This window comes from Streptomyces sp. M41 (assembly GCF_043673425.1).
In the GTDB taxonomy this organism is placed as follows: Bacteria; Actinomycetota; Actinomycetes; order Streptomycetales; family Streptomycetaceae; genus Streptomyces.
This window is the reverse complement of the sequence record NZ_JBIMKE010000002.1, coordinates 188,795-213,240: the sequence shown is the minus strand read 5'-3', so window position 1 is coordinate 213,240 and position 24,446 is coordinate 188,795. Positions and strand designations below refer to the sequence as shown.

At 71.8% G+C, this 24,446-nt stretch carries 21 protein-coding genes; 8 read left to right on the top strand and 13 right to left on the bottom strand.

Annotated features, from left to right (window positions below; translation table 11 throughout):
* The first annotated feature begins 23 nt into the window (after positions 1-23).
* Positions 24-1,943: a 1-deoxy-D-xylulose-5-phosphate synthase gene (gene dxs, locus ACHBTE_RS03300; RefSeq protein WP_394721779.1), complete on the top strand. Its 1,920-nt coding sequence runs from the start codon at positions 24-26 to the stop codon at positions 1,941-1,943.
* Between the two features lie 160 nt (positions 1,944-2,103).
* Positions 2,104-3,624: an amino acid permease gene (locus ACHBTE_RS03295; protein WP_394721778.1), complete on the top strand. Its 1,521-nt coding sequence runs from the start codon at positions 2,104-2,106 to the stop codon at positions 3,622-3,624.
* Positions 3,625-3,660: 36 nt separating this feature from the next.
* Here ACHBTE_RS03295 and ACHBTE_RS03290 read toward each other — a convergent pair whose 3' ends face one another.
* Positions 3,661-4,035, bottom strand: coding sequence for an NTP pyrophosphohydrolase (locus tag ACHBTE_RS03290; RefSeq protein ID WP_394721777.1), 375 nt, complete (start codon positions 4,033-4,035; stop codon positions 3,661-3,663).
* On the bottom strand, positions 4,028-4,921 hold the full coding sequence (locus ACHBTE_RS03285; protein WP_394721776.1) for an NAD(P)-dependent oxidoreductase: 894 nt from the start codon (positions 4,919-4,921) through the stop codon (positions 4,028-4,030). Before ACHBTE_RS03285 ends, ACHBTE_RS03290 begins: the two co-directional genes overlap by 8 nt.
* 158 nt (positions 4,922-5,079) lie before the next feature.
* Here ACHBTE_RS03285 and ACHBTE_RS03280 point away from each other — a divergent pair, with 158 nt between their 5' ends.
* Both ACHBTE_RS03280 and ACHBTE_RS03275 read left to right on the top strand, forming a co-directional pair.
* Entirely contained in the window at positions 5,080-6,096 is a 1,017-nt protein-coding gene (locus ACHBTE_RS03280) for a hypothetical protein (protein WP_394721775.1), read from the top strand.
* Positions 6,097-6,139: 43 nt separating this feature from the next.
* Positions 6,140-6,550, top strand: a complete 411-nt coding sequence (locus ACHBTE_RS03275; protein ID WP_394721774.1) for a hypothetical protein — start codon at positions 6,140-6,142, stop codon at positions 6,548-6,550.
* Positions 6,551-6,610: 60 nt separating this feature from the next.
* Here the strand turns inward: ACHBTE_RS03275 and ACHBTE_RS03270 are convergent, their stop codons facing one another.
* The 5 genes from ACHBTE_RS03270 to ACHBTE_RS03250 all read right to left on the bottom strand — a co-directional run bounded on the left by ACHBTE_RS03270 (position 6,611) and on the right by ACHBTE_RS03250 (position 13,443).
* Positions 6,611-8,740: a 3-hydroxyacyl-CoA dehydrogenase NAD-binding domain-containing protein gene (locus ACHBTE_RS03270; protein WP_394721773.1), complete on the bottom strand. Its 2,130-nt coding sequence runs from the start codon at positions 8,738-8,740 to the stop codon at positions 6,611-6,613.
* The gene (locus tag ACHBTE_RS03265) at positions 8,737-9,957 is read right to left on the bottom strand and encodes a thiolase family protein (RefSeq protein WP_394721772.1); all 1,221 of its coding nucleotides are present in this window, start codon (positions 9,955-9,957) and stop codon (positions 8,737-8,739) included. Before ACHBTE_RS03265 ends, ACHBTE_RS03270 begins: the two co-directional genes overlap by 4 nt.
* A 358-nt stretch (positions 9,958-10,315) precedes the next feature.
* Positions 10,316-11,596 carry a ribonuclease D gene (locus ACHBTE_RS03260; RefSeq protein ID WP_394721771.1) on the bottom strand — a complete coding sequence of 427 codons (1,281 nt, stop codon included), beginning with the start codon at positions 11,594-11,596 and terminating at the stop codon, positions 10,316-10,318.
* Positions 11,597-11,860: 264 nt separating this feature from the next.
* Positions 11,861-12,523: a response regulator transcription factor gene (locus ACHBTE_RS03255; RefSeq protein WP_003997051.1), complete on the bottom strand. Its 663-nt coding sequence runs from the start codon at positions 12,521-12,523 to the stop codon at positions 11,861-11,863.
* Positions 12,524-12,765: 242 nt separating this feature from the next.
* Positions 12,766-13,443 carry a DUF3000 domain-containing protein gene (locus ACHBTE_RS03250; protein ID WP_394721770.1) on the bottom strand — a complete coding sequence of 226 codons (678 nt, stop codon included), beginning with the start codon at positions 13,441-13,443 and terminating at the stop codon, positions 12,766-12,768.
* Between the two features lie 128 nt (positions 13,444-13,571).
* Between ACHBTE_RS03250 and hemE the strand changes: the two genes are divergently transcribed.
* On the top strand, positions 13,572-14,636 hold the full coding sequence (gene hemE, locus ACHBTE_RS03245; protein ID WP_394721769.1) for a uroporphyrinogen decarboxylase: 1,065 nt from the start codon (positions 13,572-13,574) through the stop codon (positions 14,634-14,636).
* 40 nt (positions 14,637-14,676) lie between these two features.
* On the opposite strand, the gene ACHBTE_RS03240 is transcribed toward hemE, so the two are convergent.
* On the bottom strand, positions 14,677-15,498 hold the full coding sequence (locus ACHBTE_RS03240) for a rhomboid family intramembrane serine protease (RefSeq protein ID WP_394721768.1): 822 nt from the start codon (positions 15,496-15,498) through the stop codon (positions 14,677-14,679).
* A gap of 126 nt (positions 15,499-15,624) precedes the next feature.
* Between ACHBTE_RS03240 and ACHBTE_RS03235 the strand changes: the two genes are divergently transcribed.
* Positions 15,625-15,954 (top strand): hypothetical protein, encoded by a 330-nt coding sequence (locus ACHBTE_RS03235; RefSeq protein WP_394721767.1) that lies wholly within the window; start codon positions 15,625-15,627, stop codon positions 15,952-15,954.
* 96 nt (positions 15,955-16,050) lie between these two features.
* Here the strand turns inward: ACHBTE_RS03235 and ACHBTE_RS03230 are convergent, their stop codons facing one another.
* Positions 16,051-17,451: an FAD-dependent oxidoreductase gene (locus ACHBTE_RS03230; protein ID WP_394721766.1), complete on the bottom strand. Its 1,401-nt coding sequence runs from the start codon at positions 17,449-17,451 to the stop codon at positions 16,051-16,053.
* Between the two features lie 40 nt (positions 17,452-17,491).
* Positions 17,492-18,538, bottom strand: coding sequence for a DUF4349 domain-containing protein (locus tag ACHBTE_RS03225; RefSeq protein ID WP_394721765.1), 1,047 nt, complete (start codon positions 18,536-18,538; stop codon positions 17,492-17,494).
* 161 nt (positions 18,539-18,699) lie between these two features.
* Between ACHBTE_RS03225 and hemG the strand changes: the two genes are divergently transcribed.
* Both hemG and hemQ read left to right on the top strand, forming a co-directional pair.
* Positions 18,700-20,160, top strand: a complete 1,461-nt coding sequence (hemG, locus tag ACHBTE_RS03220; protein ID WP_394721764.1) for a protoporphyrinogen oxidase — start codon at positions 18,700-18,702, stop codon at positions 20,158-20,160.
* A 5-nt stretch (positions 20,161-20,165) separates the two neighbouring features.
* The gene (gene hemQ, locus ACHBTE_RS03215) at positions 20,166-20,897 is read left to right on the top strand and encodes a hydrogen peroxide-dependent heme synthase (protein ID WP_394721763.1); all 732 of its coding nucleotides are present in this window, start codon (positions 20,166-20,168) and stop codon (positions 20,895-20,897) included.
* A gap of 70 nt (positions 20,898-20,967) precedes the next feature.
* Here hemQ and ACHBTE_RS03210 read toward each other — a convergent pair whose 3' ends face one another.
* The 3 genes from ACHBTE_RS03210 to ACHBTE_RS03200 form a co-directional block, all read right to left on the bottom strand.
* The gene (locus ACHBTE_RS03210; protein ID WP_394721761.1) at positions 20,968-22,641 is read right to left on the bottom strand and encodes an alpha/beta hydrolase; all 1,674 of its coding nucleotides are present in this window, start codon (positions 22,639-22,641) and stop codon (positions 20,968-20,970) included.
* Positions 22,642-22,763: 122 nt separating this feature from the next.
* The gene (locus ACHBTE_RS03205) at positions 22,764-23,573 is read right to left on the bottom strand and encodes a TIGR04222 domain-containing membrane protein (protein ID WP_394721760.1); all 810 of its coding nucleotides are present in this window, start codon (positions 23,571-23,573) and stop codon (positions 22,764-22,766) included.
* A gap of 88 nt (positions 23,574-23,661) precedes the next feature.
* Complete coding sequence (locus ACHBTE_RS03200; protein WP_394721759.1) at positions 23,662-24,441, bottom strand: DUF4142 domain-containing protein; 780 nt, start codon at positions 24,439-24,441, stop codon at positions 23,662-23,664.
* Between the last annotated feature and the right edge of the window lie 5 nt (positions 24,442-24,446).

The window sequence follows — 24,446 nt, the reverse complement described above, 5'->3', positions numbered from 1 at the left end:
AGCTCTACTGCAAGGAGGCACGGGTGCCGCTGCTGACCCGTATCACGGGACCGCGCGATCTGGACCGGCTCAGCCCGGAGCAGCTGGACCAGCTGGCGGAGGAGATCCGGACCTTCCTCGTCGACGCGGTTTCCAAGACCGGCGGCCACCTCGGCCCCAACCTCGGTGTGGTGGAGCTGACCATCGCCCTGCACCGGGTCTTCGACTCGCCCAAGGACAAGGTGCTCTGGGACACCGGCCACCAGTCCTATGTGCACAAGCTGCTCACCGGCCGTCAGGACTTCAGCAAGCTGAAGATGAAGGGCGGCCTGTCCGGCTACCCCTCGCAGGCCGAGTCCGAGCACGACGTCATCGAGAACTCGCACGCCTCGACCGTCCTCGGCTGGGCCGACGGCCTCGCCAAGGCCAACCAGCTGCGCAAACGCGACGACCACGTCGTCGCCGTCATCGGTGACGGCGCGCTGACCGGCGGTATGGCCTGGGAGGCGCTGAACAACATCGCCGAGGCCAAGGACCGCCCGCTCGTCATCGTCGTCAACGACAACGAGCGCTCCTACGCGCCCACCATCGGCGGCCTCGCCAACCACCTGGCGACCCTGCGGACCACCGATGGCTACGAGCGCTTCCTGGCCCGCACCAAGGAGATCCTCGACCGCACCCCCGTCGTCGGCAAGCCGCTCTACGAGACCCTGCACGGAGCCAAGAAGGGTCTGAAGGACTTCATCGCCCCCCAGGGCATGTTCGAGGACCTCGGCCTCAAGTACGTCGGTCCCATCGACGGCCATGACATCGAGGCCCTGGAGTCGGCCCTGGCCCGAGCCAAGCGCTTCGGCGGCCCGGTCATCGTGCACTGCCTCACCGAGAAGGGCCGCGGCTACCAGCCCGCCCTCCAGGACGAGGCCGACCGCTTCCACGCCGTCGGCAAGATCCACCCCGACACCGGGCTGCCGATCGCCACGTCCGGCGCCGACTGGACCTCCGTCTTCGGCGAAGAGATGGTCAAGCTGGGCGAGGAGCGCGAGGACATCGTCGCCATCACCGCCGCCATGCTCCAGCCGGTGGGCCTCGACAAGTTCGCCAAGCGCTTCCCCGAGCGGGTCTACGACGTCGGCATCGCCGAGCAGCACGGCGCCGTCTCCGCGGCCGGCCTGGCCACGGGCGGGGTGCACCCCGTCTTCGCCGTCTACGCCACCTTCCTCAACCGCGCCTTCGACCAGGTCCTGATGGACGTCGCACTGCACAAGTGCGGGGTCACCTTCGTGCTCGACCGGGCCGGCGTCACCGGCACCGACGGCGCCTCCCACAACGGCATGTGGGACATGTCGATCCTCCAGGTCGTCCCCGGCCTCAGGCTCGCCGCCCCGCGCGACGCCGACCAGGTGCGCGCCCAGCTGCGCGAGGCCGTCCAGGTCGACGACGCCCCGACCGTGGTCCGCTTCTCCAAGGGCGCCGTCGGCCCCGCCGTGCCCGCCGTGGGCCGCGTCGGCGGCATGGACGTCCTGCGCGAGCCCGGCACCGACCGTCCCGACGTGCTGCTGGTGTCCGTCGGTGCCCTCGCCCCGATGTGCCTGGAGATCGCCGGACTGCTCGACAAGCAGGGCATCTCCACCACCGTCGTGGACCCGCGCTGGGTCAAGCCCGTCGACGAGGCCATGGCCCCGCTCGCCGAGCGGCACCGCGTGGTCGTCACCGTCGAGGACAACTCCCGCGTCGGCGGCGTCGGCTCGGCGATCGCACAGGCCCTGCGGGACGCGGGCGTCGACGTCCCGCTGCGCGACTTCGGCATCCCGCCCCGCTTCCTCGACCACGCCACCCGCGCCGAGGTGATGACGGAGATCGGCCTCACCGCCCCCGACATCGCCCGTCAGGTCACCGGCCTGGTCTCCAAGCTGGACGGCCGCTTCGACCGGGCCGCGGCCGAGGTGGAGCCCGCCCGCGACTGACGACCCCCGACTGACGACGCCGCATACGTCCGAACGGGCCGGTTTCACCGCCGAGTAGAGTGGTGAAACCGGCCCATCCGTATGAATCCGCTCGCGCCGGGGCAGGCGTACCACGCCCCCTCTCGATCATGTCGGGGACGACAAGCGTGGGAGGTAGACCGTGAGCAGCACACTCTTCCGGACGAAGAGAGTCGAGCAGTCCATCCTCGATACCGAGGAGCCGGAGCACGCGCTCAAGAAGTCGTTGTCCGCGCTCGATCTGACCGTCTTCGGTGTCGGTGTCATCATCGGCACCGGCATCTTCGTGCTCACCGGCACCGTCGCGAAGGACAACGCCGGACCCGCGGTGGCCCTGGCGTTCGTCGTGTCCGGCGTCGCGTGCGCACTGGCCGCACTCTGCTATGCCGAGTTCGCCTCCACGCTCCCGGTCGCCGGGTCGGCGTACACCTTCTCGTACGCCTCCCTCGGTGAACTGCCCGCGTGGATCATCGGCTGGGACCTGGTCCTGGAGTTCGCACTCGGGACGGCGGTGGTGGCCGTCGGCTGGTCCGGCTACATCCAGTCGCTCATGGACAACGCGGGCTGGGCGATGCCCGATGCCCTGGGCAGCCGGGAGGGCGCCGACGCCTTCGGCTTCGACATCCTGGCCGCCGTGCTCGTCCTCGTCCTGACCTTCATCCTCGTGCTCGGGATGAAGCTGTCGGCACGGATCACGTCCCTGGTCGTCGCCATCAAGGTGGCCGTCGTCCTGACCGTGATCATCGCCGGTGCCTTCCTGGTCAAGGGCGCCAACTACGACCCGTTCGTCCCGAAGAGCCAGCCGGTGGACGCCGGCAGCAATCTCGACGCCCCGCTGATCCAGCTCATGTTCGGCTGGGCGCCCTCCAACTTCGGCGTGATGGGCATCTTCACCGCCGCCTCCGTCGTGTTCTTCGCCTTCATCGGCTTCGACGTCGTGGCCACGGCGGCCGAGGAGACCAAGAACCCGCAGCGCGACATGCCGCGCGGCATCATCGGCTCCCTGCTGATCTGCACCACGCTGTACGTCCTCGTGTCGATCGTCGTCACGGGCATGCAGCACTACAGCGAGCTGTCCGTGGACGCCCCGCTCGCCGACGCCTTCAAGGCCACCGGACATCCCTGGTTCGCGGGCTTCATCAGCTTCGGCGCCGCGGTCGGCCTGACGACGGTCTGCATGATCCTGCTGCTCGGCCAGACCCGTGTCTTCTTCGCCATGAGCCGGGACGGACTGCTGCCGCGCTTCTTCTCGCGCGTCCACCCGAAGTTCAAGACCCCGCACCGGCCGACGATCCTGCTCGGCGTGATCATCGCGGTCCTCGCCGGCTTCACGCCGCTGACCGAGCTCGCCGCCCTGGTGAACATCGGCACGCTGTTCGCCTTCGTGGTCGTGGCCATCGGCGTGATCATCCTGCGCAGGACCCGCCCCGACCTGCACCGGGCCTTCCGCACCCCGTGGGTGCCGGTCCTGCCGATCCTGTCGGTGTGCGCCTCGCTGTGGCTGATGATCAACCTGCCCGCCGAGACCTGGGTCCGCTTCGCCATCTGGATGGCCGCCGGCTTCCTCGTGTACTTCCTCTACGGCCGCTCCCACAGCCGCCTCGGACGACATGAGGAGACGACGGCCGCCGAGGTGGAGAAGGGGCACGGAGACACCGCGTAGGCCGGCCCGACGGCACAGGCCGCGTACGGCAGCCGGTCACGGCCGTACCGTACGCGGCCCCGCCACGTCCGCCCCCAGTTCCGTGACCCGGCGCCGCAGTTCCCGGTCCGCGGTCACCACCAGGCACGGCCGGCCGCCCGCGTGCGCGACGAGCTCCACCATGTGGTCGTCGCCGCTCCCGGCCGCGGACTCCACCCGCACCCCCGGCACGGACTCCACACCCCGGGCGGCCCCCTCCACCACCAGCACGATCTCCACGGGCCCCGGCCGCCCCGGCACCCCGTCCGCCGCCAGCCGGTCCCGCAGCCGCTCGGCGGCCCCCCGCCGGTCCCGCCACCATCCGTCCGGCACCGACCCGACCACGTTCGCGGCGTCGACGATCACGAGCAGGGGGGCATCGCCGTCACTCATGGGGCCCCTCCTCTCCGAAGCTGGCGAAATAGGCCGCGGCCATGTCCTCGTCCCCGTGCCCCAGCGAGGCCGCCCGTTCGAAGCGCCGCGCACCGGCCTCGGCCACGTCCAGCCGGGCGCCGTGGCGTTCCCCGGCCGCCACGATGAGCCGCGCGTCCTTGGCCGCCGTCCCGACCGCGAACTGGGCGGGGGACAGACCGCCCTCCAGCACCAGGCCGGTCTTGGCCCGCAGATACCCCATGTCGAGCGGGCCGCCGTCGATCACCTCGAAGAACCGCTCGGGCTCGACGCCTAGGGCCTTGGCCAACGCCAGCACCTCGCCGGCCGCGTTGGTCACGGCGAGCACCCAGCTGTTGGCGACCAGCTTGAGCCGGGTCGCGCTGCCCGCCGCGCCGTCCTCGCCGGTCCACACCGTACGGGCGCCGACGGCGTCGAACACCGGCGTCACCACGGGCCGTCCCTCGGCGGGCCCCGCCGCCAGCACGGTGAGCTGTCCGGCCTCGGCGGGCTGCCGGGTGCCCAGCATCGGGGCGTCGTAGAAGACGAGGCCGTGCTCACGGGCGAGGGCGGCCAGCTCGGTGATCCCCTCCACACCCGCGGTCGTCGACTGCACCCACGCCACACCGGCGCGCAGCGCGGGCGCCGCCGCGCGCATCACGTCCAGCGTCGCGGGGCCGTCGTACAGCATCGTCAGGACGGCGTCGGCGTCCCGCACCGCCTCGGCGGGGGAGTCGGCCACGAACGCGCCCTCGGCGGCCAGGGGCTCCGCCTTGGCCCGGGTGCGGTTCCAGGCCCGCACCTCGTGCCCCGCCCGCACGAGGTTGCGGGCCATGGCGGCACCCATGATGCCGGTGCCCAGGACGCTCACGGTGAGCTTGTCGGTCATGACGTCGACTTCCTGTTCGCGTAAGGAGGTTGCTGCTGGAACCCAGCTTGCCCGCCCGACGAGGGGATGCGGCGGACCGAACCGTTCCGGATCGGGCGGGGGAGGAACCGGCCGGGGGCGGCGGACGAGCCGTCATGGACCCCGAATAGAGTGAACCGGTGAACGGCGACTGGCTCATCCGCGGTCGCGATGGCCGCCTCAGCGTCTATCTGCCGACCGATGACGCCGTCCTGTGCCGAGCGGAGCTCGGGCACGGCGGCCCCTGGGAGACCTCCCGCCGGCTCGGCGGCGACCAGACCTTGCGTCCCGGACCCGCGGTCGGCCAGGGCGCGGACGCGTATGCGCATCTCGCGGCCTGGCGGCCCACCAAGGCGGGTGAGGCGGGGCTCGTGCACACCACGCACTTCCGCCCCCGCCTCGCGGCCCTGGACTGGGCGTCGATCGGCCACCCCGACAAGACCGGCGACCGCACGGGGACGCCGGCCGTCGCGGTCGACGTCCGCGGGCGCGGCCATGTCTTCGTGCGTAACGCGGGGGGCGGCGTCAGCATGCGGATGCAGAAGGAGAAAGGCGGCTGGGATCCCTGGCGGGACCTCAAGGGGCAGGACGTACAGGACCGGTTGGCGGCCGTGACGGGGGAGTCCGGGCGCGTCGAGCTGTACGCCGCCGTCCCCGGGGCCGTACTGCACTGGCGTCAGGAGGAACTCGCCGCGGTGCCGGTCCTGGAGGAGGCTGTGGAGATCTCCGCCCGCCCGGACACGCTGTACGCCCTGGCCACCTCCGCGGATCACACCACGCTCTTCTACGCCGACGACTCCGGCGACGTGTGCGCCTGGCGCCCGGGCACCAAGCCGCTCACCCTGCTGGCGTCCGCGGGCCCGGGACCGGTCAGCGCGATCCGCTGCGAACTCGACGGCCACGACTGCACGTTGCTCGCCCAGCGCTCGGCGAGCGGCCGGGTCGCCTTCGCCGCCTATCCGACGGAGCAGGAGTCGGCCGGGGCGTGGTGGACCGAGTCGGGGCCGCAGCTGCCGGCGGACGCGGTGGTGGCGCTGGCCAGGGACGAGGACGGCCGGGTGGTCGCGGCCACGCTGTCGCCGTCGACCGGGCAGCTGCTCGTCACCCGGCGCAAGGACGAGCCGGGGCTGGCGCTGGAGGCCTGGCGCGAGGTCTGAACGCAGGTAATGCACGGGACCGTTCGGGCCTCCCTGCGCGAGGATGACCATCATGGACACGGAAAGCACGGAAAGCACGGACAGCCCGGTCGACATATGGCGGCGCATCCTGGAGCCCTCCGGGACCTCCTGGGTGCTCTTCGAGCACGGCACCTGCGTGGTGCTGAAGGAGCCCGACGGCGACCTCGCGGAACAGGCCGGCGGGATTCTCGGCGAGTTCGGCCCGGTGCACGTCGGCTCACCGGCCGGTGACTTCCATGTGCTCACGCTCAAGGACGGCCTGGGCTGGCTGGTCACCGGCCATCACCCGGACGTCGTCACCCACGTCGCCCCCGACGAGCCCGTTGACCCTTCCCACCTGGCCGTCGGCATCCACGGGCGCACCAAGCGCCACCAGGACGGCACCGACCTCCATGTCGTCCATGTCGAGGACCGGCGCCCGGCCGCCGGCTGAGACGCCGGTGCCCCGCACACCGAGTCGGCGTGCGGGGCACCGGCGTGCACAGCGCAGCGCTTACGCGGGGACGCTCGCCACGCCCGGCGCCAGGAACTTCTTGCCGTTCACGCGCTCGGAGACACCCTCGCGGTCCAGGTACGGCGTGATGCCGCCCAGGTGGAAGGGCCAGCCGGCACCCGTGATCAGGCACAGGTCGATGTCCTGGGCCTCGGCGACGACACCCTCGTCGAGCATGAGCCCGATCTCCTGGGCGACAGCGTCGAGGACACGGTCGCGGACCTGCTCCTCGGTGAGGACGGAGTCGCCCTGCTTCAGCAGCGCGGCGACCTCCGGGTCGAGCTCGGGCTTGCCGCTGTCGTACACGTAGAAGCCGCGCTTGCCCGCCTTGACGACGGCCGCGAGGTTCGGGGAGACCGTGAAGCGGTCCGGGAAGGCCCGGTTGAGGGTCTCCGAGACGTGCAGACCGATCGCCGGGCCGACCAGCTCCAGCAGCACCAGCGGGGACATCGGCAGACCGAGCGGCTCGATGGCCTTCTCGGCGGTCTCGACCGGCGTGCCCTCGTCGATGACGTTCTGGATCTCGCCCATGAAGCGGGTGAGGATGCGGTTCACGACGAACGCCGGGGCGTCCTTCGTCAGAACGGCGGTCTTCTTCAGCTTCTTGGCGACGGCGAAGGCCGTGGCCAGGGAGGCGTCGTCCGTCTTCTCGCCGCGGACGATCTCGAGCAGCGGCAGCACCGCGACCGGGTTGAAGAAGTGGAAGCCCACGACCCGCTCGGGGTGCTTCAGCTTCGACGCCATCTCCGAGACCGAGAGGGAGGAGGTGTTGGTGGCGAAGATGGCGTGCGCCGGGGCGACCGCCTCGACCTCCGCGAACACCTGCTGCTTGACGCCGATCTCCTCGAAGACGGCCTCGATGACGAAGTCCGCGTCCGAGAAGCCCTCGGCCTTGTCCAGGACACCGCTCACCAGCGCCTTGAGGCGGTTGGCCTTGTCCTGGTTGATACGGCCCTTGCCGAGCAGCTTGTCGATCTCGGCGTGGACGTAGCCCACGCCCTTGTCGACCCGCTCCTGGTCGATGTCGGTCAGCACGACCGGCACCTCCAGGCGGCGCAGGAAGAGCAACGCGAGCTGGGAGGCCATCAGGCCGGCGCCGACGACACCGACCTTGGTGACCGGACGCGCCAGGTTCTTGTCCGGGGCGCCGGCGGGGCGCTTGCCGCGCTTCTGCACCAGGTTGAAGGCGTAGATGCCGGCGCGCAGTTCACCACCCATGATCAGGTCGGCGAGCGCCTTGTCCTCGGCGTCGTAGCCCTGCTGGAGGTCGCCGTTCTTGGCGGCGGCGATGATGTCCAGGGCGCGGTAGGCGGCCGGAGCGGCCCCGTGCACCTTGGAGTCCGCGATGAAACGGCCCTTGGCGACGGCCTGGTCCCAGGCCTCACCGCGGTCGATCACCGGGCGCTCGACCTCGACGTCGCCCTTCAGCACCTGGGCGGTCCAGATCAGCGACTGCTCCAGGAAGTCGGCGCCCTCGAAGATGGCGTCCGCGATGCCCAGGTCGAAGACCTGCTGGCCCTTGAGCTGCTTGTTCTGGTTGAGGCTGTTCTCGATGATCACCGAGACGGCGTTGTCGGCGCCGATCAGGTTCGGCAGGATCGTGCAGCCGCCCCAGCCGGGAACCAGGCCGAGGAAGACCTCGGGCAGCGAGAAGGCCGGCAGGGCCTTGCTGACGGTCCGGTACTTGCAGTGCAGACCGACCTCGACGCCACCGCCCATCGCGGCGCCGTTGTAGTACGCGAAGGTCGGGACCGCGAGGCCGCCGAGGCGCTTGAAGACCTCGTGGCCGCCCTTGCCGATGGCCAGCGCGTCCTTGTGCTCCTTCAGCAGCTCGACGCCCTTGAGGTCGGCGCCGACGGCGAAGATGAACGGCTTGCCGGTGATGCCGACGCCGACGATGTCGCCGTCCGCGGCCTCCTTCTCGACCTGGTCGAGGGCGGTGTTGAGGTTCGCCAGCGACTGCGGGCCGAAGGTGGTCGGCTTGGTGTGGTCGAAGCCGTTGTCCAGCGTGATGAGCGCGAAGCGCCCGGCGCCGAACGGCAGGTCGAGGTGGCGTACGTGCGCGGACGTGACGACCTCGTCAGGGAACAGCTCGGCCGCGCCCTTCAGGAGCTCAGCGGTGGTGCTCACTTGTTGCCTCCGTCGAAGTGCGGGTTCTCCCAGATGACCGTCGCGCCCATGCCGAAGCCGACGCACATGGTGGTCAGGCCGTAACGGACCTGCGGCTGCTCCTCGAACTGGCGGGCCAGCTGCGTCATCAGACGGACGCCGGAGGAGGCGAGCGGGTGACCGAAGGCGATCGCGCCGCCGTACTGGTTGACGCGCTCGTCGTCGTCCGCGATGCCGTAGTGGTCGAGGAAGGCCAGCACCTGGACGGCGAAGGCCTCGTTGATCTCGAAGAGATTGATGTCCTCGATGGACAGGCTCGCCTTGGCGAGGGCCTTCTCCGTGGCCGGGATCGGGCCGTAGCCCATGACCTCCGGCTCGACGCCCGCGAAGGCGTACGAGACGAGGCGCATCTTGACCGGGAGGTCGTTCTCCCGGGCGAAGTCCTCGGACGCGATGATCGAGGCGGTGGCGCCGTCGTTCAGACCGGCCGCGTTACCGGCGGTGACCCGGCCGTGGACACGGAACGGGGTCTTCAGGCCCTGGAGGTTCTCCATCGTGGTGCCCGGGCGCATCGGCTCGTCGGCGGTGACCAGGCCCCAGCCGGTCTCGCCGGCCTCGGGGTTGGTGCGGCGCACGGAGACCGGGACCAGGTCGGCCTGGATCTTGCCGTCGGCGTACGCCTTGGCGGCCTTCTCCTGGGAGCGCACGGCGTATTCGTCGGCGCGCTGCTTGGTGATGTGCGGGTAGCGGTCGTGCAGGTTCTCGGCGGTCATGCCCATGAACAGCGCCGACTCGTCGACCAGCTTCTCGCTGACGAAGCGCGGGTTCGGGTCCACGCCCTCGCCCATGGGGTGGCGGCCCATGTGCTCGACGCCACCGGCGATGACGGCGTCGTAGGCGCCGAAGGCGATGGAACCGGCGACCGACGTGACGGCGGTCAGGGCGCCGGCACACATGCGGTCGATGGAGTAGCCGGGCACCGACTGCGGCAGCCCCGCGAGGATGCCGGCCGTGCGGCCGATGGTCAGGCCCTGGTCACCGATCTGCGTGGTCGCCGCGATGGCCACCTCGTCGATCTGCTTCGGGTCGAGACCGGGGTTGCGGCGCAGCAGCTCCCGGATCGCCTTCACGACGAGGTCGTCGGCGCGGGTCTCGTGGTAGATGCCCTTCGGGCCCGCCTTGCCGAACGGGGTGCGGACGCCGTCGACGAAGACGACGTCCCTGACGGTACGAGGCACGATGGCTCTCCTCCAGGGTGCGGGACGCTGAGCGCTTGCTCAGACCATGCTACTTATGAGTAACGTAGCTGCCCAGCCCCGACGGCGGGAGCGGCGAAGGTCACACCGCCCGTGATCGCCCCGAACAGGGTTCGGCCACCCCGTCTGAGCCGGATCCGCCCTCTCTCTGCGCCTCTCTCTGCGCCTCTCTGCGGACCCGCGGAGGATCTTGGCGTGATCTCGACGTCGACCAGCGACGGAAGAGGGCGCCCACAAATGCCGCGGTCGCCGTACGGGAAGGAGTCCCTACGGCGACCGGGCGGACGGTGACCAGGCGGACGCGGTGACCAGGCGGACGCGGTGACCAGGCGGACGGCGGCTAGGCGGACAGCGCGGCCACCAGCACCGGCGTGACCAGCTCGACCTGCCAGGGCCGGGCGCCGTAGCCGGTCAGCGCCTCCGCGACCGAGTCCGCGTCCGCAGCCTTCGGCGGCTCCCAGCAGACCCGCCGCACCGTGTCCGGACTGATCAGGTTCTCCTGCGGCATGTTGAGCTGTTCGGCCAGCGCCGAGACCGCGGCCCGCGCCGCGACGAGCCGTGCCGCGGCGACCGGATCCTTGTCGGCCCAGGCCCTCGGCGGCGGAGGCCCGGTCACCGGCTGACCCGGCGCCGGCAACTGCGAGTCGGTCAGCGCCTTCGCACGGTCCACGGCGGCCTGCCACTGCTCCAGCTGCCGCCGCCCCGTCCGATGGCCGAAGCCGTTCAGCGCGGCCAGGGCGTGGACGTTCGCCGGCAGGGCGAGCGAAGCCTCCACGATGGCCGCGTCGGAGAGGACCTTCCCCGGCGACACATCCCGCTTCTGAGCGATACGGTCCCGCGTCTGCCACAGCTCCCGCACGACGGCGAGCTGCCGGCGCCGGCGGACCTTGTGCATGCCGGACGTCCGGCGCCAGGGATCCTTGCGCGGCTCGGCGGGCGGCGCGGACGCGATCGCGTCGAACTCCTGGAGCGCCCACTCCAGCTTCCCCTGCCGGTCCAGCTCCTTCTCCAGCGCGTCGCGCAGGTCCACGAGCAGCTCGACGTCCAGCGAGGCATACCGCAGCCATGGCTCGGGCAGCGGCCGGGTCGACCAGTCGACGGCGGAGTGCCCCTTCTCCAGGACGAACCCGAGTACGTTCTCGACCATCGCGCCGAGGCCGACTCTGGGGAACCCGGCGAGCCGTCCTGCCAGCTCGGTGTCGAACAGCCGGGTCGGCACCATGCCTATCTCACGCAGACAGGGCAGGTCCTGGGTGGCCGCGTGCAGGACCCACTCCACGCCCGAGAGCGCCGCCCCGAGAGCGGAGAGATCGGGGCAGGCCACGGGATCGATCAACGCGGTCCCCGCGCCGGCGCGGCGCAGCTGCACCAGATAGGCGCGCTGGCCGTAGCGGTAGCCGGAGGCGCGTTCGGCGTCGACGGCGACGGGGCCGGAGCCGGCACCGAAAGCGGCGATCACGTCCGCGAGCGCGGAACTGTCGGCGATCACGGGCGGAATGCCCTCGCGGGGCTCCAGCAAAGGGATCGGCGCCTTCGTAACAGAAGATCCGCCGTCGTCCGGAGGGGCGCCTCCGGTGGTTCGCAGTGAACTGTCTGCTGCGGTCTCTTGGGCGTCGGTCACCTGTCAAGGGTATCTGTGTATGGACAGCGCCCGCCGACGGAACGTTCCGTCGGCGGGCGCCTGAGGGTCGTAAACCAGTCAGCCAAGTGAAAGGTCCGGTTCACGACGGGTGGGGCCGGGGGCGAGGGGGCAGCGGCCGGTCCCCGTTCACGTCAGTGAATGATCAAGTGGGGAAGGGAGTGCGGGGAAGCGTCGTGGAGGGCGGTGGGGGATCGGTCGAGGGCGGTGGGGAGTCGGTCGAGCGCGGCGGGGATCGGTGGGCGGTCAGTGGATGATGCCGGTCCGCAGGGCCACGGCGACCATGCCGGCGCGGTCACCGGTGCCGAGCTTGCGGGCGATCCGGGCGAGGTGGCTCTTGACGGTCAGGGCGGACAGGCCCATCGAGACGCCGATCGCCTTGTTCGACTGGCCCTCCGCCACCAGCCGCAGCACCTCGACCTCACGACCGGAGAGCTCGCGGTAGCCGCCCGGGTGGCTCGGAGCACCCGGGTGGCGACGGTGCATACGGGCGGCGGCGGCGCCGATGGGGGCCGCGCCGGGCCGGGTGGGGAGCCCGACGTTGGTGCGGGTGCCGGTGACGACGTAGCCCTTCACTCCGCCGGCGAGGGCGTTGCGCACGGCGCCGATGTCATCGGCCGCGGACAGGGCGAGCCCGTTGGGCCAGCCCGCGGCGCGGGTCTCCGACAGGAGGGTCAGGCCGGAGCCGTCGGGCAGGTGGACGTCGGCGACGCAGATGTCGCGGGGGTTGCCGATGCGAGGACGAGCCTCCGCGATGGACGAGGCCTCGATGACATCGCGCACACCGAGCGCCCAGAGATGCCGGGTGACGGTGGAGCGGACGCGGGGATCGGCCACGACCACCATGGCGGTCGGCTTGTTCGGGCGGTAGGCGACCAGGCTTGCGGGCTGCTCGAGGAGAACGGACACCGGGCCTCCTGGGGTGCGGGGACGGCTTTCAAGGTCACAGTCGTCTTCGGCACCAAACCTCTGGCCCTTTAGGGAAAGATCACGATTTAGTGAGTAACAATTGGGGCAATTCAGACACGTGGTCGATCGTTCGGTGAGTCAAATCGGTTCGATCATGAACCGTTCCTGACCGAAAGTGGCCGTATCGACAAAGTGACGGTCAAGTCAGTGGTGTCGGGCCGCCCACGAGTGAACGGCCGGGGTCAGCGGGACTGCGGGTCGCGGCGCTGCGGCAGCGTCACCACCGACGCGTCGCCCGGGCCCGCCGGGGGCAGGCCGGCGACCTGGGCGAGCAGATCGCACCAGGACGCCAGGTGCGCCGAGGTGTCCGGCACACCGCCCCGCCCCTCCCGCGGGGTCCAGGAGGCGCGGATCTCGATCTGCGACGCCGCCGGACGCTCGGACAGACCGCCGAAGTAGTGGGAGCTCGCCCGTGTGACGGTGCCGCTCGGTTCGCCGTACGACAGGCCGCGCGCCTGGAGCGCACCGGTCAGCCAGGACCAGCACACGTCGGGCAGCAGCGGATCGGCGGCCATCTCCGGCTCCAGCTCCGCGCGCACCAGGGTCACCAGCCGGAACGCGCCGTGCCAGGCGTCGTGCCCGGCCGGGTCGTGCAGCAGCACCAGCCGGCCGTCGGCCAGGTCCTGGTCGCCGTCGACGACCGTGGCCTCGAGCGCGTACGCGTACGGGGCGAGCCGCTGAGGTGCCTTGGTCTGCTCGACCTCGATCTGCGGCCGCAACCGGCTGCTGCGCAGAGCGTCCACCGCGGCACGGAACGCCGGCGGGGCCGTACTGCCCGAATGCCGGTCCGCCTCCCCGCTCCCCTTCGCGTCATCCATCCCGCCCGTGCCGTCCGACAGTCGTCCCTGAGCCGCAGCCATGCGGGAAGATTAAGGGGAACCGGGGCTTCGTGCCGGGCTAGACACCCCGTTCCCGGTGTCGGCGTGGCCGCCATCGGCCCCGCCGCCCCCGGACCTCGGTCGGGCGGCGCCGTGCGAGACTTGCCGGCGTGAGTGCCAACGACACGCAGCCGACGCCGCCGACCGCCACCTACGACTCCGCCTTCCTCAAGGCGTGCAGGCGCGAACCCGTGCCGCACACGCCGGTGTGGTTCATGCGGCAGGCCGGGCGCTCCCTGCCGGAGTACCGCAAGGTCCGCGAGGGCATCGCGATGCTCGAGTCCTGCATGCGGCCCGAGCTGGTCACCGAGATCACCCTCCAGCCCGTGCGCCGGCACGACGTGGACGCGGCGATCTTCTTCAGCGACATCGTCGTCCCGCTCAAGGCCATCGGCATCGACCTCGACATCAAGCCCGGCGTCGGCCCGGTCGTCGAGCAGCCCGTCCGCACCCGCGCCGACCTGGCCCGGCTGCGCGATCTCACCCCCGACGACGTCTCCTACGTCACCGAGGCCATCGGCCTGCTCACCCGTGAGCTCGGCAGCACCCCGCTCATCGGTTTCGCCGGCGCGCCTTTCACCCTCGCGAGCTACCTCGTCGAGGGCGGTCCGTCGCGCACCTACGAGAACGCCAAGGCGATGATGTACGGCGACCCCGAGCTGTGGGCCGACCTGCTCGACCGGCTCGCGGAGATCACGGCCGCCTTCCTGAAGGTGCAGATCGAGGCCGGCGCCTCCGCCGTCCAGCTCTTCGACTCCTGGGTCGGCTCCCTGGCCCCCGCCGACTACCGCCGCTCGGTGATGCCCGCCTCGGCGAAGGTCTTCGACGCCGTCGCCGGGTACGGCGTCCCGCGCATCCACTTCGGCGTGGGCACCGGCGAGCTGCTGAAGCTCATGGGCGAGGCCGGCGCGGACGTCGTCGGTGTCGACTGGCGTGTCCCGCTGGACGAGGCCGCCCGCCGCGTCGGCCCCGGCAAGGCGCTCCAGGGCAACCTCGACCCCACCGTGCTGTTCAGCAACCCCGAGGCGATCGAGGCCAAGACCCGCGAGGTGCTGGACGCGGCGGCGGACCTGGAGGGGCACGTCTTCAACCTCGGCCACGGCGTCATGCCGTCCACCGACCCCGACACGCTGACCCGGCTCGTCGAGTACGTCCACACGCGGACGGCCCGGTAGCCGCACCCACGCCCGCTCGGCACGGCACTCACTCCGCCGCTCACCACGTATGGGGCCGCGCCCTTCTGCCGAACAGCAGACCGCGCGGCTCCGGGGGTGGCGGCGTCCCCGGCTTGAGCGGCCAGGCGAGCAGCATGCCCGCGAGGAAGCCCACGATGTGCGCCGCGTACGCCACGGTGCCCGCGTCGGAGACACCTTCGCCGTCGGAGTACACCGCCTGGAGCACGAACCAGAAACCGAGGACCAGCCAGGCCGGCAGCCGCAGCGGCAGGAAGACCAGGAACGGCACCAGGACCCACACCCTGACCTTCGGATAGAGCACGAGATACGCGCCCAGCACACCTGCGATGGCCCCGGAGGCGCCGATCAGGGGTTCGGTGGAACCGGCGTTGAGAAGTGCGAAGCCGTAGGACGCCGCGTAGCCGCAGACGACGTAGAAGAGCAAGTACCGCACATGGCCCATGCGGTCCTCGATGTTGTTGCCGAAGATCAGCAGGAACAGCATGTTGCCGAGCAGGTGCAGCCAGCCGCCGTGCAGGAACATCGCGGTGAAGACGGACAGCACCGGGGACTTGTCGTAGCCCGGCGGGCCGATCACACAGCCGGGGCCCTGCGCGCCGACGGCCACCTCGCCCGTGGGGACCGCTCCCGGCAGCTGATGGTGGATCAACTCCCGTGGCACCACGGCGTAGTGGTCCAGGAACGCGTGCAACTGGCACAGCTGGGCCAAGGCGTTCTCACCGGCCACGGAGCCGGCCGTGCCGGGCGTGGACAGGAAGACGAGGATGTTCGCGGCGATCAGCGCATAGGTCACCAGGGGTGTGCGGCGTGCCGGATTCACGTCATGGACGGGAATGACCACGACAGTTATGTGCCCGGGACAGGCCCCGTGAATCGGTGAACGTGGCCGACGCCGCGTGCGTATGACCCTGCAACCGTCCGCGGCCACGGGGAAGGCGGGTCGCGGGGTCTACGTGAGGAACAGGCGATGAAGGACCGAGTTACTCCTCCGATTCACGCGATGCCCGACGGCGAGGCCGAGATCGCGGTGGTGCTGCGGCTGCCCTGGGAGGACGTGGCCCGGCTGGGCCAGGACGCGGGGCGTCTCGCGGCGCAGATGCAGCGACCGGTGACCCTGGACGAGGCCGTCAGCCATCGGCTGCGGTCGGCCCGGCCGGCCGCGGCGCATGCCAAGCCCGCGGGAGAGCAGCCGGCCGCCGCCGCGATGCCGGCCAGCGCTTCGGTGTCCTCGCTGCCGTCCCGGCCGCCGGCCGAGCAGGCTCGGCAGGCCATCGAGAGGATCAACGGCAGCGCGTAGCAGTCACAGGGGTGCGGGTGGGCAGGCGACCGCGGGCGGTGTGCGGCCGGTCGCGCAGTTCCCGCACCCCTGCGGGCATGGCCCGGCACGGCCCCGTCACGAGGCGCCGGCGGCCACCGCCTTCACCGCCTTCCTCGCGGCCACCAGTACCGGGTCCCAGACGGGCGAGAACGGAGGCGCGTATCCCAGGTCCAGGGACACCATCTGTTCCACCGTCATCCCGGCCGTCAGGGCCACGGCCGCGATGTCGACGCGTTTGCCCGCGCCCTCCCTGCCCACGATCTGCACGCCCAGGAGGCGGCCCGTGCGGAGTTCGGCGAGCATCTTGACGGTCATGGGGGAGGAGTCGGGGTAGTAACCGGCGCGGCTCGTCGACTCGATCGTGGCCGTGACGTACTTCAGTCCCGCCCTGCGCGCGTCCTTCTCGCGCAGGCCCGTGCGGGCGATCTCCAGGTCGCAGACCTTGCTGACCGCCGTGCCGACCACACCGGGGAACGTGGCGTAGCCGCCGCCGACGTTCGTGCCGATGACCTGGCCGTGCTTGTTGGCGTGAGTGCCGAGGGCGATGTGGCGTTCCTGGCCGGAGACCAGGTCGAGGACCTCCACGCAGTCGCCGCCCGCCCAGATGTTCTCGTGGCCGCGCACCCGCATCGAGAGGTCGGTGAGCAGACCGTCGTGACGGCCGAGGGGGAGGCCGGCCGCGCGGGCGAGGGTCGTCTCCGGGTGGACACCGATGCCGAGGACGACCACGTCGGCGGGGTACTCGGCGTCCTCCGTCGCCACCGCCCGCACCCGGCCGTCGTCGCCCGTGAGGATCTTGGTGACCTCGGCGTCGTCGACCATCGTGATGCCCATGCCCTCCATGGCGGCGTGCACCAGGCGGCCCATGTCCGGGTCGAGCGTGGACATGGGCTCGCTGCCGCGGTTGACGACCGTCACCTCGTAGCCGCGGTTGATCAGCGCCTCGGCCATCTCCACGCCGATGTAGCCGGCGCCGACCACCACGGCGCGACGGCCACGCGCGCGTGCCAGCGTGTCGATGAGAGCCTGGCCGTCGTCGAGGGTCTGCACCCCGTGCACCCCGGGAGAGTCGACGCCCGGCATGCCGGGCCGGATCGGCCGCGCGCCGGTCGCGATCACGAGCTTGTCGTACGACGTCCAGGACTCGGCCCCGGAGTCGACGTCACGCGCGCGTACCCGCCCGCCCGCCACGTCGATCTCCATGACCTCCGTCCGCATCCGCAGGTCGATGTCGCGGGCCCGGTGCTCCTCGGGCGTACGGGCGATCAGCTGGTCGCGCTCCCGCACGTCCCCGCCCACCCAGTACGGGATGCCACAGGCGGAGAAGGACGTGAAGTGCCCGCGTTCGAACGCCACGATCTCCAGCTCGCCGGACCCCTTGAGGCGGCGGGCCTGCGACGCCGCGGACATGCCCTCGGCGTCGCCGCCGATCACGACCAGTCGTTCCCTCGTACCCCGCGAAGCGCTCATGTTCATACGAACACGCTACGAGAACACCGCATTTCAGGCCCGAATTTCAGTCCTGCTCGCCGTGCTCGTGCGCGTGCTCGGGCCGCGGGGCCGGACGGGCCGACGGCAGCGGGCCCAACGCCGTCGCGGCAGGCGCCGGCTCGGGGCGGCGGGGCAGCCTGGGCCGTACGGCCTTCAGCCACACCAGCACGATCAGCGCCGCCACCGCGGCGAACGGCAGCACGGCGCCGATCGCCACCGCGAGCCAGCGCAGCATCGTCATGAACGCGTCCCAGCCGCCCGCCAGCGCGTCCACGAAGCCGGGGTCGTCGTCCTTCGCCGCGTCCTTCGCCGGTGTCCGGGACAGCGACACGGTGATGGTGGCCAGGCTCGTGCGGTCCTTCAGGGACGCCTGCTGGGCGAGCAGCGCCTCCAGGTCGGCCTGCCGGCTGCTCAGCTCGCCCTCCAGCGTCACCACGTCGCTGAGTTTGGTCGCTCGGTCCATCAGCTCGCGGATCCGGGCGACGCTGGCGCGCTGCGACTTGATACGGCTCTCCACGTCGACCACCTGGTCGGTGACGTCCTGCGCCTTGGCGTCGCGCTCGATCAGCTTGCCCGCGCCCTCCAGGTCCGCGAGGACGTCGGCGTACCGGTCGACGGGCACCCGCAGGACCACGCGCGTGTGCTCGCGCCCCGCCTCGTCCCGGGTGGTGGTCTCGCTGCCGATGTAGCCGCCCGCGTTCTCGGTGGTGGCGCGGGCCTCGTCGAGGGCCTTGGGCACGTCCTTGACGCGCACGGTCAGCGAGGCGGTGCGGATGATGTGGCTCGCCGTGACCTTGGGCGGCGCGGTGGCCTCGGCGCCACCGTAGCCGCTGCCCGGGGCGCCCTCCTTCGCGCCTGCCCGCGAATCCGCCTGCGCGTCCGCCCGCGAATCCGCCTGCGCGTCCGCCTGGGAGTCCGCCTGCGCGGCCTCCGGCGCCGCGGCCTTGCTGTCGCCCGCCCCGGAGTCGCCCGAGGCGCTGCATCCGGTGAGCGCCAGGGCGGTGGCCAGCAGGAGACCACCGGCCAGCGTCCGGACCGGTCGTACGGATCGTGCGGTGCGCCGTGTGCGCATATGGGTCCACCCCCGAGGTTCGTCGTGACGACTGATGTCACTTCGACGCCGGGAGGGGCCGGGACGTTGGCCAAGAACGGTCCCGATGCGGTCACGGTCAGGACTCGTGGCGGACACCGGGGCGCGGACGGACTGTCAGTGGGGTCTGAGAGGCTGTGGGCATGCGCGAAGTTCAGACTCGTACGGGTGCCGGCCGGGCCGTCGTCATCGGCGGGGGGATCGCCGGGCTCGCCGCGGCCCACCGCCTGCTGGACGCCGGCCGGCGAGTGACCGTCCTGGAGGCGTCGGACCGGGTCGGCGGCAAGCTGCTGCCCGGCGAGATCGCGGGCGCCCGCGTCGACCTCGGCGCCGAGTCGATGCTGGCCCGCCGCCCCGAGGCCGTCGCCCTCGCCCGCGAGGTGGGCCTCGCCGGCCGGCTCCAGCCGCCCGCCACCGCATCGGCCTCGATCTGGACCCGCGGCGCCCTGCGCCCCATGCCGAGGGGCCACGTCATGGGCGTTCCCGGCACCGCCTCCGCCCTGGCCGGCGTCCTCTCCGACGAGGGCCTCGCCCGCATCGAGCGGGACGCCGACCTGCCCCGCACCGAGGTCGGGGAGGACGTGGCGGTCGGCGCGTACGTGGCGGAGCGCCTCGGCCGCGAGGTCGTCGACCGCCTGGTCGAGCCGCTGCTGGGCGGGGTCTACGCCGGTGACGCGTACCGCATCTCGATGCGCTCCGCCGTGCCGCAGCTCTACCAGGCCGCGCAGAGACATGACTCGATCACCGAGGCGGTCCGCGAGATCCAGGCCCGGGCCGCCGACGGCCCGCAGACCGGGCCGGTGTTCATGGGAATCGCCGGGGGAGTGGGACAACTGCCGCTCGCTGTCGCGCAGGCGGTGCGCGCGCGGGGCGGCGAGATCAGCACGAGCGCGCCGGTGACCGAGCTGCGGCGCGAGGCGTCGGGCGGCTGGCGTGTGACCACCGGTGACCGGGTGCTGCACGCCGACGCGGTCGTGGTCGCCGTGCCCGCCCCGGCCGCCGCGCGCCTGCTGCGCGCCGAGGCCCCCGCAGCCGCCGCAGAGCTGGACGGCATCGAGTACGCCTCCATGGCCCTGGTCACCCTCGCCTACCGCCGCTCGGACACCGACCTGCCCGAGGGCAGCGGCTTCCTGGTGCCGCCGGTCGACGGGCGCACCATCAAGGCGTCCACGTTCTCCTCCCGGAAGTGGGGCTGGATCGCCGACGAGAACCCGGATGTCGTCGTCCTGCGCACCTCCGTCGGCCGCTACGGCGAGACGGAGATCCTCCAGCGCGACGACGACCATCTCGTCGAGGTCTCCCGCCGCGACCTGGCGGCGGCGACCGGCCTCGACGCCACGCCCCTGGAGACCCGCGTGACCCGCTGGACCGGCGGTCTGCCCCAGTACCCGGTCGGCCACCACGCGCGCGTGGCCCGCGTCCGCGAGCACGTCGGCAAGCTCCCCGGCCTCGCCGTGTGCGGGGCGCAGTACGACGGGGTCGGCATCCCGGCGTGCATCGCGAGCGCCTACGCGGCCGTCGACCAGCTGGCCGGTGACAGCCGGGGTGTGGAGGAGCTCACCGCCCACCCGGTGCAGAGTCTGCACGGCGGAGCGGGAGAATAAGGGACATGAGTGACGACGCCTCCACCACCGAGCCCGGCAGGATCCCGAACAAGGGCAAGCTGGCCAAGGACCTCAACGAGGTCATCCGCTACACCCTCTGGTCCGTCTTCAAGCTGAAGGACGTGCTCCCCGAGGACCGCGCGGGCTACGCCGACGAGGTCCAGGAGCTGTTCGACCAGCTCGCCGCGAAGGACGTGACGATCCGCGGCACGTACGACGTGTCCGGGCTGCGTGCCGACGCCGACGTCATGATCTGGTGGCACGCCGAGACCAGCGACCAGCTCCAGGAGGCGTACAACCTCTTCCGCCGCACCCGGCTGGGCCGCGCCCTGGAGCCGGTCTGGTCGAACATGGCGCTGCACCGCCCCGCCGAGTTCAACCGCTCGCACATCCCGGCGTTCCTCGCCGACGAGACGCCCCGCGACTACGTCAGCGTCTACCCCTTCGTGCGCTCCTACGACTGGTACCTCCTGCCCGACGAGGACCGTCGCCGCATGCTCGCCGACCACGGCAAGATGGCCCGCGGCTACCCCGACGTCCGCGCCAACACCGTCGCCTCCTTCTCGCTGGGCGACTACGAGTGGATCCTCGCCTTCGAGGCCGACGAGCTCTACCGCATCGTCGACCTGATGCGCCATCTGCGCGCCTCGGAGGCCCGGATGCACGTCCGCGAGGAGGTCCCGTTCTACACGGGCCGCCGCAAGTCCGTGGCCGAGCTGGTGGCCGGGCTCGCCTGACCGAGCGCACATGACGCGTGCCCCCGGGGACATCCCGGGGGCACGCGTCGCCGTCCGTCGGGTCGGCCGGTCAGTGCGGGAGCCGGGCCGTCGCCGTGTGCTGGGGACGGCCACCCGGCTTCGTCGCGGGCGCCTCGCCCAGCTTCCGCTTCGCCCCGCGGGCGCTCGGCTGCTCAGGCTTCGGCTCGGGGTGCCCCGCGCACGCCGCGCGGCGGTCCGGCAGGCGGCCCTCCAGCAGATACGCGTCGATATGGCCGTTGACGCAGGCGTTCGGGCCGTACGCGATGCCGTGCGTCCCGGCGTTGCGTTCGGTCACCAGGACCGAGCCCGACAGCCGCCGCTGCATCTCCAGCGCCCCGTCGTACGGAGTGGCGGCGTCCCGCTCGGCGGCCAGGATCAGGATCGGCGGTGCCTCACCCGGACCCGTCCGCACATCGAGGGCCCGCTGCCGGGGGGCCTGCCAGTAGGCGCACGGCAGGTTCATCCACACGTTGTCCCAGGTCTCGAACGGCGCCACGCGCGCGAGCCGGGTGTTGTCCCGGTCCCACACCGCCCAGTCCGTCGGCCAGGGCGCGTCGTTGCACTCCACGGCCGTGTACACCGCGCGGGAGTTCTCGTCCTCGGCCGCCGCCTCCGTCACCGGCGCGGCCAGCGCGACCAGCGGCTTCGGGTCGCCCTTCAGATACGCCGACAGCGCCTGCGCCCGCGCGGGCCAGTAGTCGTCGTAGTAGCCGGCCTGCAAGAACGCCTCCTGCAACTGCCCCGGCCCGACCTTCCCGCCGGCCGGCTTCACGGCCAGCCGTGCCCGCGCCCTGTCGTAGCTGCGCAGCACCTCCTCGGCCGTGGCACCGAGCCCGTACACCGCGTGGTGCTCCGCGACCCACTCCCGGAAGTCCGCCCAGCGGCCCTCGAACGCGGCGGACTGGGCGAGGTTGTTGCGGTACCAGATCTGCTCCGGGGCCGGGTTCACCGCCGAGTCGAACACCATCCGCCGCACATGCGAGGGGAAGAGGGTGGCGTACAGCGCGCCGAAGTAGGTGCCGTACGACGCCCCCATGAACGTCAGCCGCTCTTCGCCGAGCGCGGCCCGCAGGACGTCGAGGTCGCGGGCGTTGTTCAGGGAGTTGTAGTGCCGCAGCGCGCTGCCGGTGCGCTCGGCGCAGCCACGCGCGTACGCCTTCGCCCGGGCGATGCGCTCCTTCTTGTACGCCTCCGAGGGGTACGTCGGCGCCTGGGACGGCCCGTTGGCGAGGTTCTTGGGGTTCTCGCAGGACAGCGGCGCGGACGGCCCCACCCCGCGCGGGGCGTAGCCGACGAGGTCGTACGCCCCCGCGAGCCGCTTCCACGCCGGCAGCAGGCCGATCAGCGGGAAGTGCAGACCGGAGGCGCCCGGTCCGCCCGGGTTGTAGACCAGCGCGCCCTGCCGGGGCACCCGGCGCTTGCTGTTGTGCGGGTCCTTGTGGGTGGCCCGCACCCGGCTGACGGTGAGCCGGATCTGCTTGCCCTCGGGTTGCGCGTAGTCGAGCGGGACGGACACCGTGCCGCACTGCACGTTCCCCGGCAGCTCCAGCTTCTTGGGGCAGGCGCCGAAGGTGAGGCCGGTCGTCGCGGCGCGCTTCGCGGCCACCGCCGCGCCCTGCCGCTCGCCCGCGCCGGGGGCGGCCGCGGCGCTGCCGGCAGGGACGGCGGAGAGGGTGGTCAGGAGCATGGCCCCGGCGACCGGGTAGAGGGCGGCAGCTCTCATCGCGTATCCCTTCAGTGCACGGCAGCAACAAAAGGGATATTTGGTTCGTCTGTTGATGAAGGCAAGCACCGCCTGCCGGTGTCGGCGTCAATGCCCCCTATGCGTCATCGGAGCCGGGACCGTCAGTCATGCCCGTGGGAGAGCTCCTGGTGCGGTCCGCGGTGCGCGAAGGCAGCGCGCAGGTCCGGCTCGGCGACCGCGCGCACGCCCCGCACGGCGACGGACGTCAGATACCGGCGGTCGCCCTCGCCGCCGCCGGAGTGCCGGACCAGGGAACTGAGCAGCCGCTGCCCGGCCGGGGAGGCCCACCGGGCGTAGGGGTGGATCTCCATGCGGGCGATGGCGAGGCAGCTCAGGGTGAGCACGAAGGGGAGCGCGAACCACAGGGCGACCAGATGCGCCGGCATGTCCGACTGCGCGGGCGCCAGCAGGGCGACCGCCCCCAGCGCCAACACTGCCAGCGCGGCGAGCCGTACCTGCCGGATCGCCGTCGCGACACCGCTGCGCGCCTCGTCGGGCACCGCGAGGCCCGCGCTGACCAGCCGGTCGCGGAGGCTGCCCACCGCGTCGGCGGCAGCCGTGGCGTCCCGCACGGGCGCGATCCGGGACTGGCCCTCCGGCCCGATGGCCCCTATCACCGAGCGCTCCATCTCGTCGCGCCCCCGGGGATCGACGACCGTCGCCCAGCCGGTGCGAGCGAGCAGCAGCCGGCGCTGGCGGGCCATGGAGACAAGGGTCAGATCGGCGACCCGGCGCGGACCGCCGGACAGGAACGCGGCCTCGTACAGCGTCAGATCGTGTCCCAGGACCGTGCTCGTCCCGCTCATGGCCTTGGTGTCCATGGCGGCGGCGTGTACGGCGGCGAGACAGAGCCGTGTGCACGCCGTACCGGCGACGGCCCAGGCCAGCAGCAGAAGAAGGACCCAGAACATGCCGTGTTTCTATGCCGAACACCCCGGGAACCGCCATGCCTTGTTCACAATCCGGACCCGAGAGTTGCCGGGACGTGACGTTCCGGATTCAGGAGTCCGACGGGCGCGGGCTGGTGACGGCCGGCGGCAGGGTGTACGTCGGTGACGGCGGCGGGGTCACGGGGACGGCCGGAGCGGGGTCGGTCCGCGGGCCGGGCGGGGCGGGCGTGGGGGTGAGCGGAGGCGTGCTGTCGGCGACCATGTCCCGGGCCAGGGCGTCGTAGTCGACATAGCCGGTGGCCTCCAGGACCGTGATGTGGTCCAGCACGGTGGTGTTGGCGTCGTCGGCGAGGGCGCGGACCAGGGAGTTGCGGGTACTGGCCCGTACCTGGGCGACGACCGAGAACACCTTGCCGTGCGCCAGCCGCAGGATGTTGGCGAACTGCCGGTCGAACTCCACGCTCTGCGCCGACTCCAGGGTCGCCAGCCACTCCTGCTGCTGCCCGGTGGGCTCGTTGGGTAGTTCGAGGCTGAGCTTGCCGGCGACGTCGCGCACCCGCTCGTCGAGGAACGCGTGCCCCTCGATGAGGTGCTGCCCCGCGGTCCGTACGGCCGGAGTCGTGCCCTTCTGCTGGGCCTGCCGGCCGGCGGGCAGTTCCCACAGGCCGGCCAGCCGGACCTTGGTGAGGAAGTCGCGGTCGAGACCGGACAGCGGCCCGTAGCCGGTCGACACGGTCTCGGCGTTCAGCACGTCGTAACCGGTCCCGGACCGGTCGGCGAACGACCAGATCGGGAAGATCATCGCCAGCAGCGTCGCCGTGAGGCCCGTGATGATGAGTCCGTTGCCGCTGAAGATGCCTCGGCCGTTGATCGGGGGTCGCGGTCGCATGGTGC

Coding starts and splice junctions, on each gene's coding strand:
- ACHBTE_RS03230 (WP_394721766.1), bottom strand. CDS start 17,451: ATGAACATGAGCGCTTCGCGGGGTACGAGGGAACGACTGGTCGTGATC.
- ACHBTE_RS03205 (WP_394721760.1), bottom strand. CDS start 23,573: ATGTTCTGGGTCCTTCTTCTGCTGCTGGCCTGGGCCGTCGCCGGTACG.
- ACHBTE_RS03200 (WP_394721759.1), bottom strand. CDS start 24,441: ATGCGACCGCGACCCCCGATCAACGGCCGAGGCATCTTCAGCGGCAAC.
- hemG (WP_394721764.1), top strand. CDS start 18,700: ATGCGCGAAGTTCAGACTCGTACGGGTGCCGGCCGGGCCGTCGTCATC.
- ACHBTE_RS03250 (WP_394721770.1), bottom strand. CDS start 13,443: ATGGCTGCGGCTCAGGGACGACTGTCGGACGGCACGGGCGGGATGGAT.
- hemQ (WP_394721763.1), top strand. CDS start 20,166: ATGAGTGACGACGCCTCCACCACCGAGCCCGGCAGGATCCCGAACAAG.
- ACHBTE_RS03225 (WP_394721765.1), bottom strand. CDS start 18,538: ATGCGCACACGGCGCACCGCACGATCCGTACGACCGGTCCGGACGCTG.
- ACHBTE_RS03235 (WP_394721767.1), top strand. CDS start 15,625: ATGAAGGACCGAGTTACTCCTCCGATTCACGCGATGCCCGACGGCGAG.
- ACHBTE_RS03275 (WP_394721774.1), top strand. CDS start 6,140: ATGACCATCATGGACACGGAAAGCACGGAAAGCACGGACAGCCCGGTC.
- ACHBTE_RS03210 (WP_394721761.1), bottom strand. CDS start 22,641: ATGAGAGCTGCCGCCCTCTACCCGGTCGCCGGGGCCATGCTCCTGACC.
- ACHBTE_RS03290 (WP_394721777.1), bottom strand. CDS start 4,035: ATGAGTGACGGCGATGCCCCCCTGCTCGTGATCGTCGACGCCGCGAAC.
- ACHBTE_RS03285 (WP_394721776.1), bottom strand. CDS start 4,921: ATGACCGACAAGCTCACCGTGAGCGTCCTGGGCACCGGCATCATGGGT.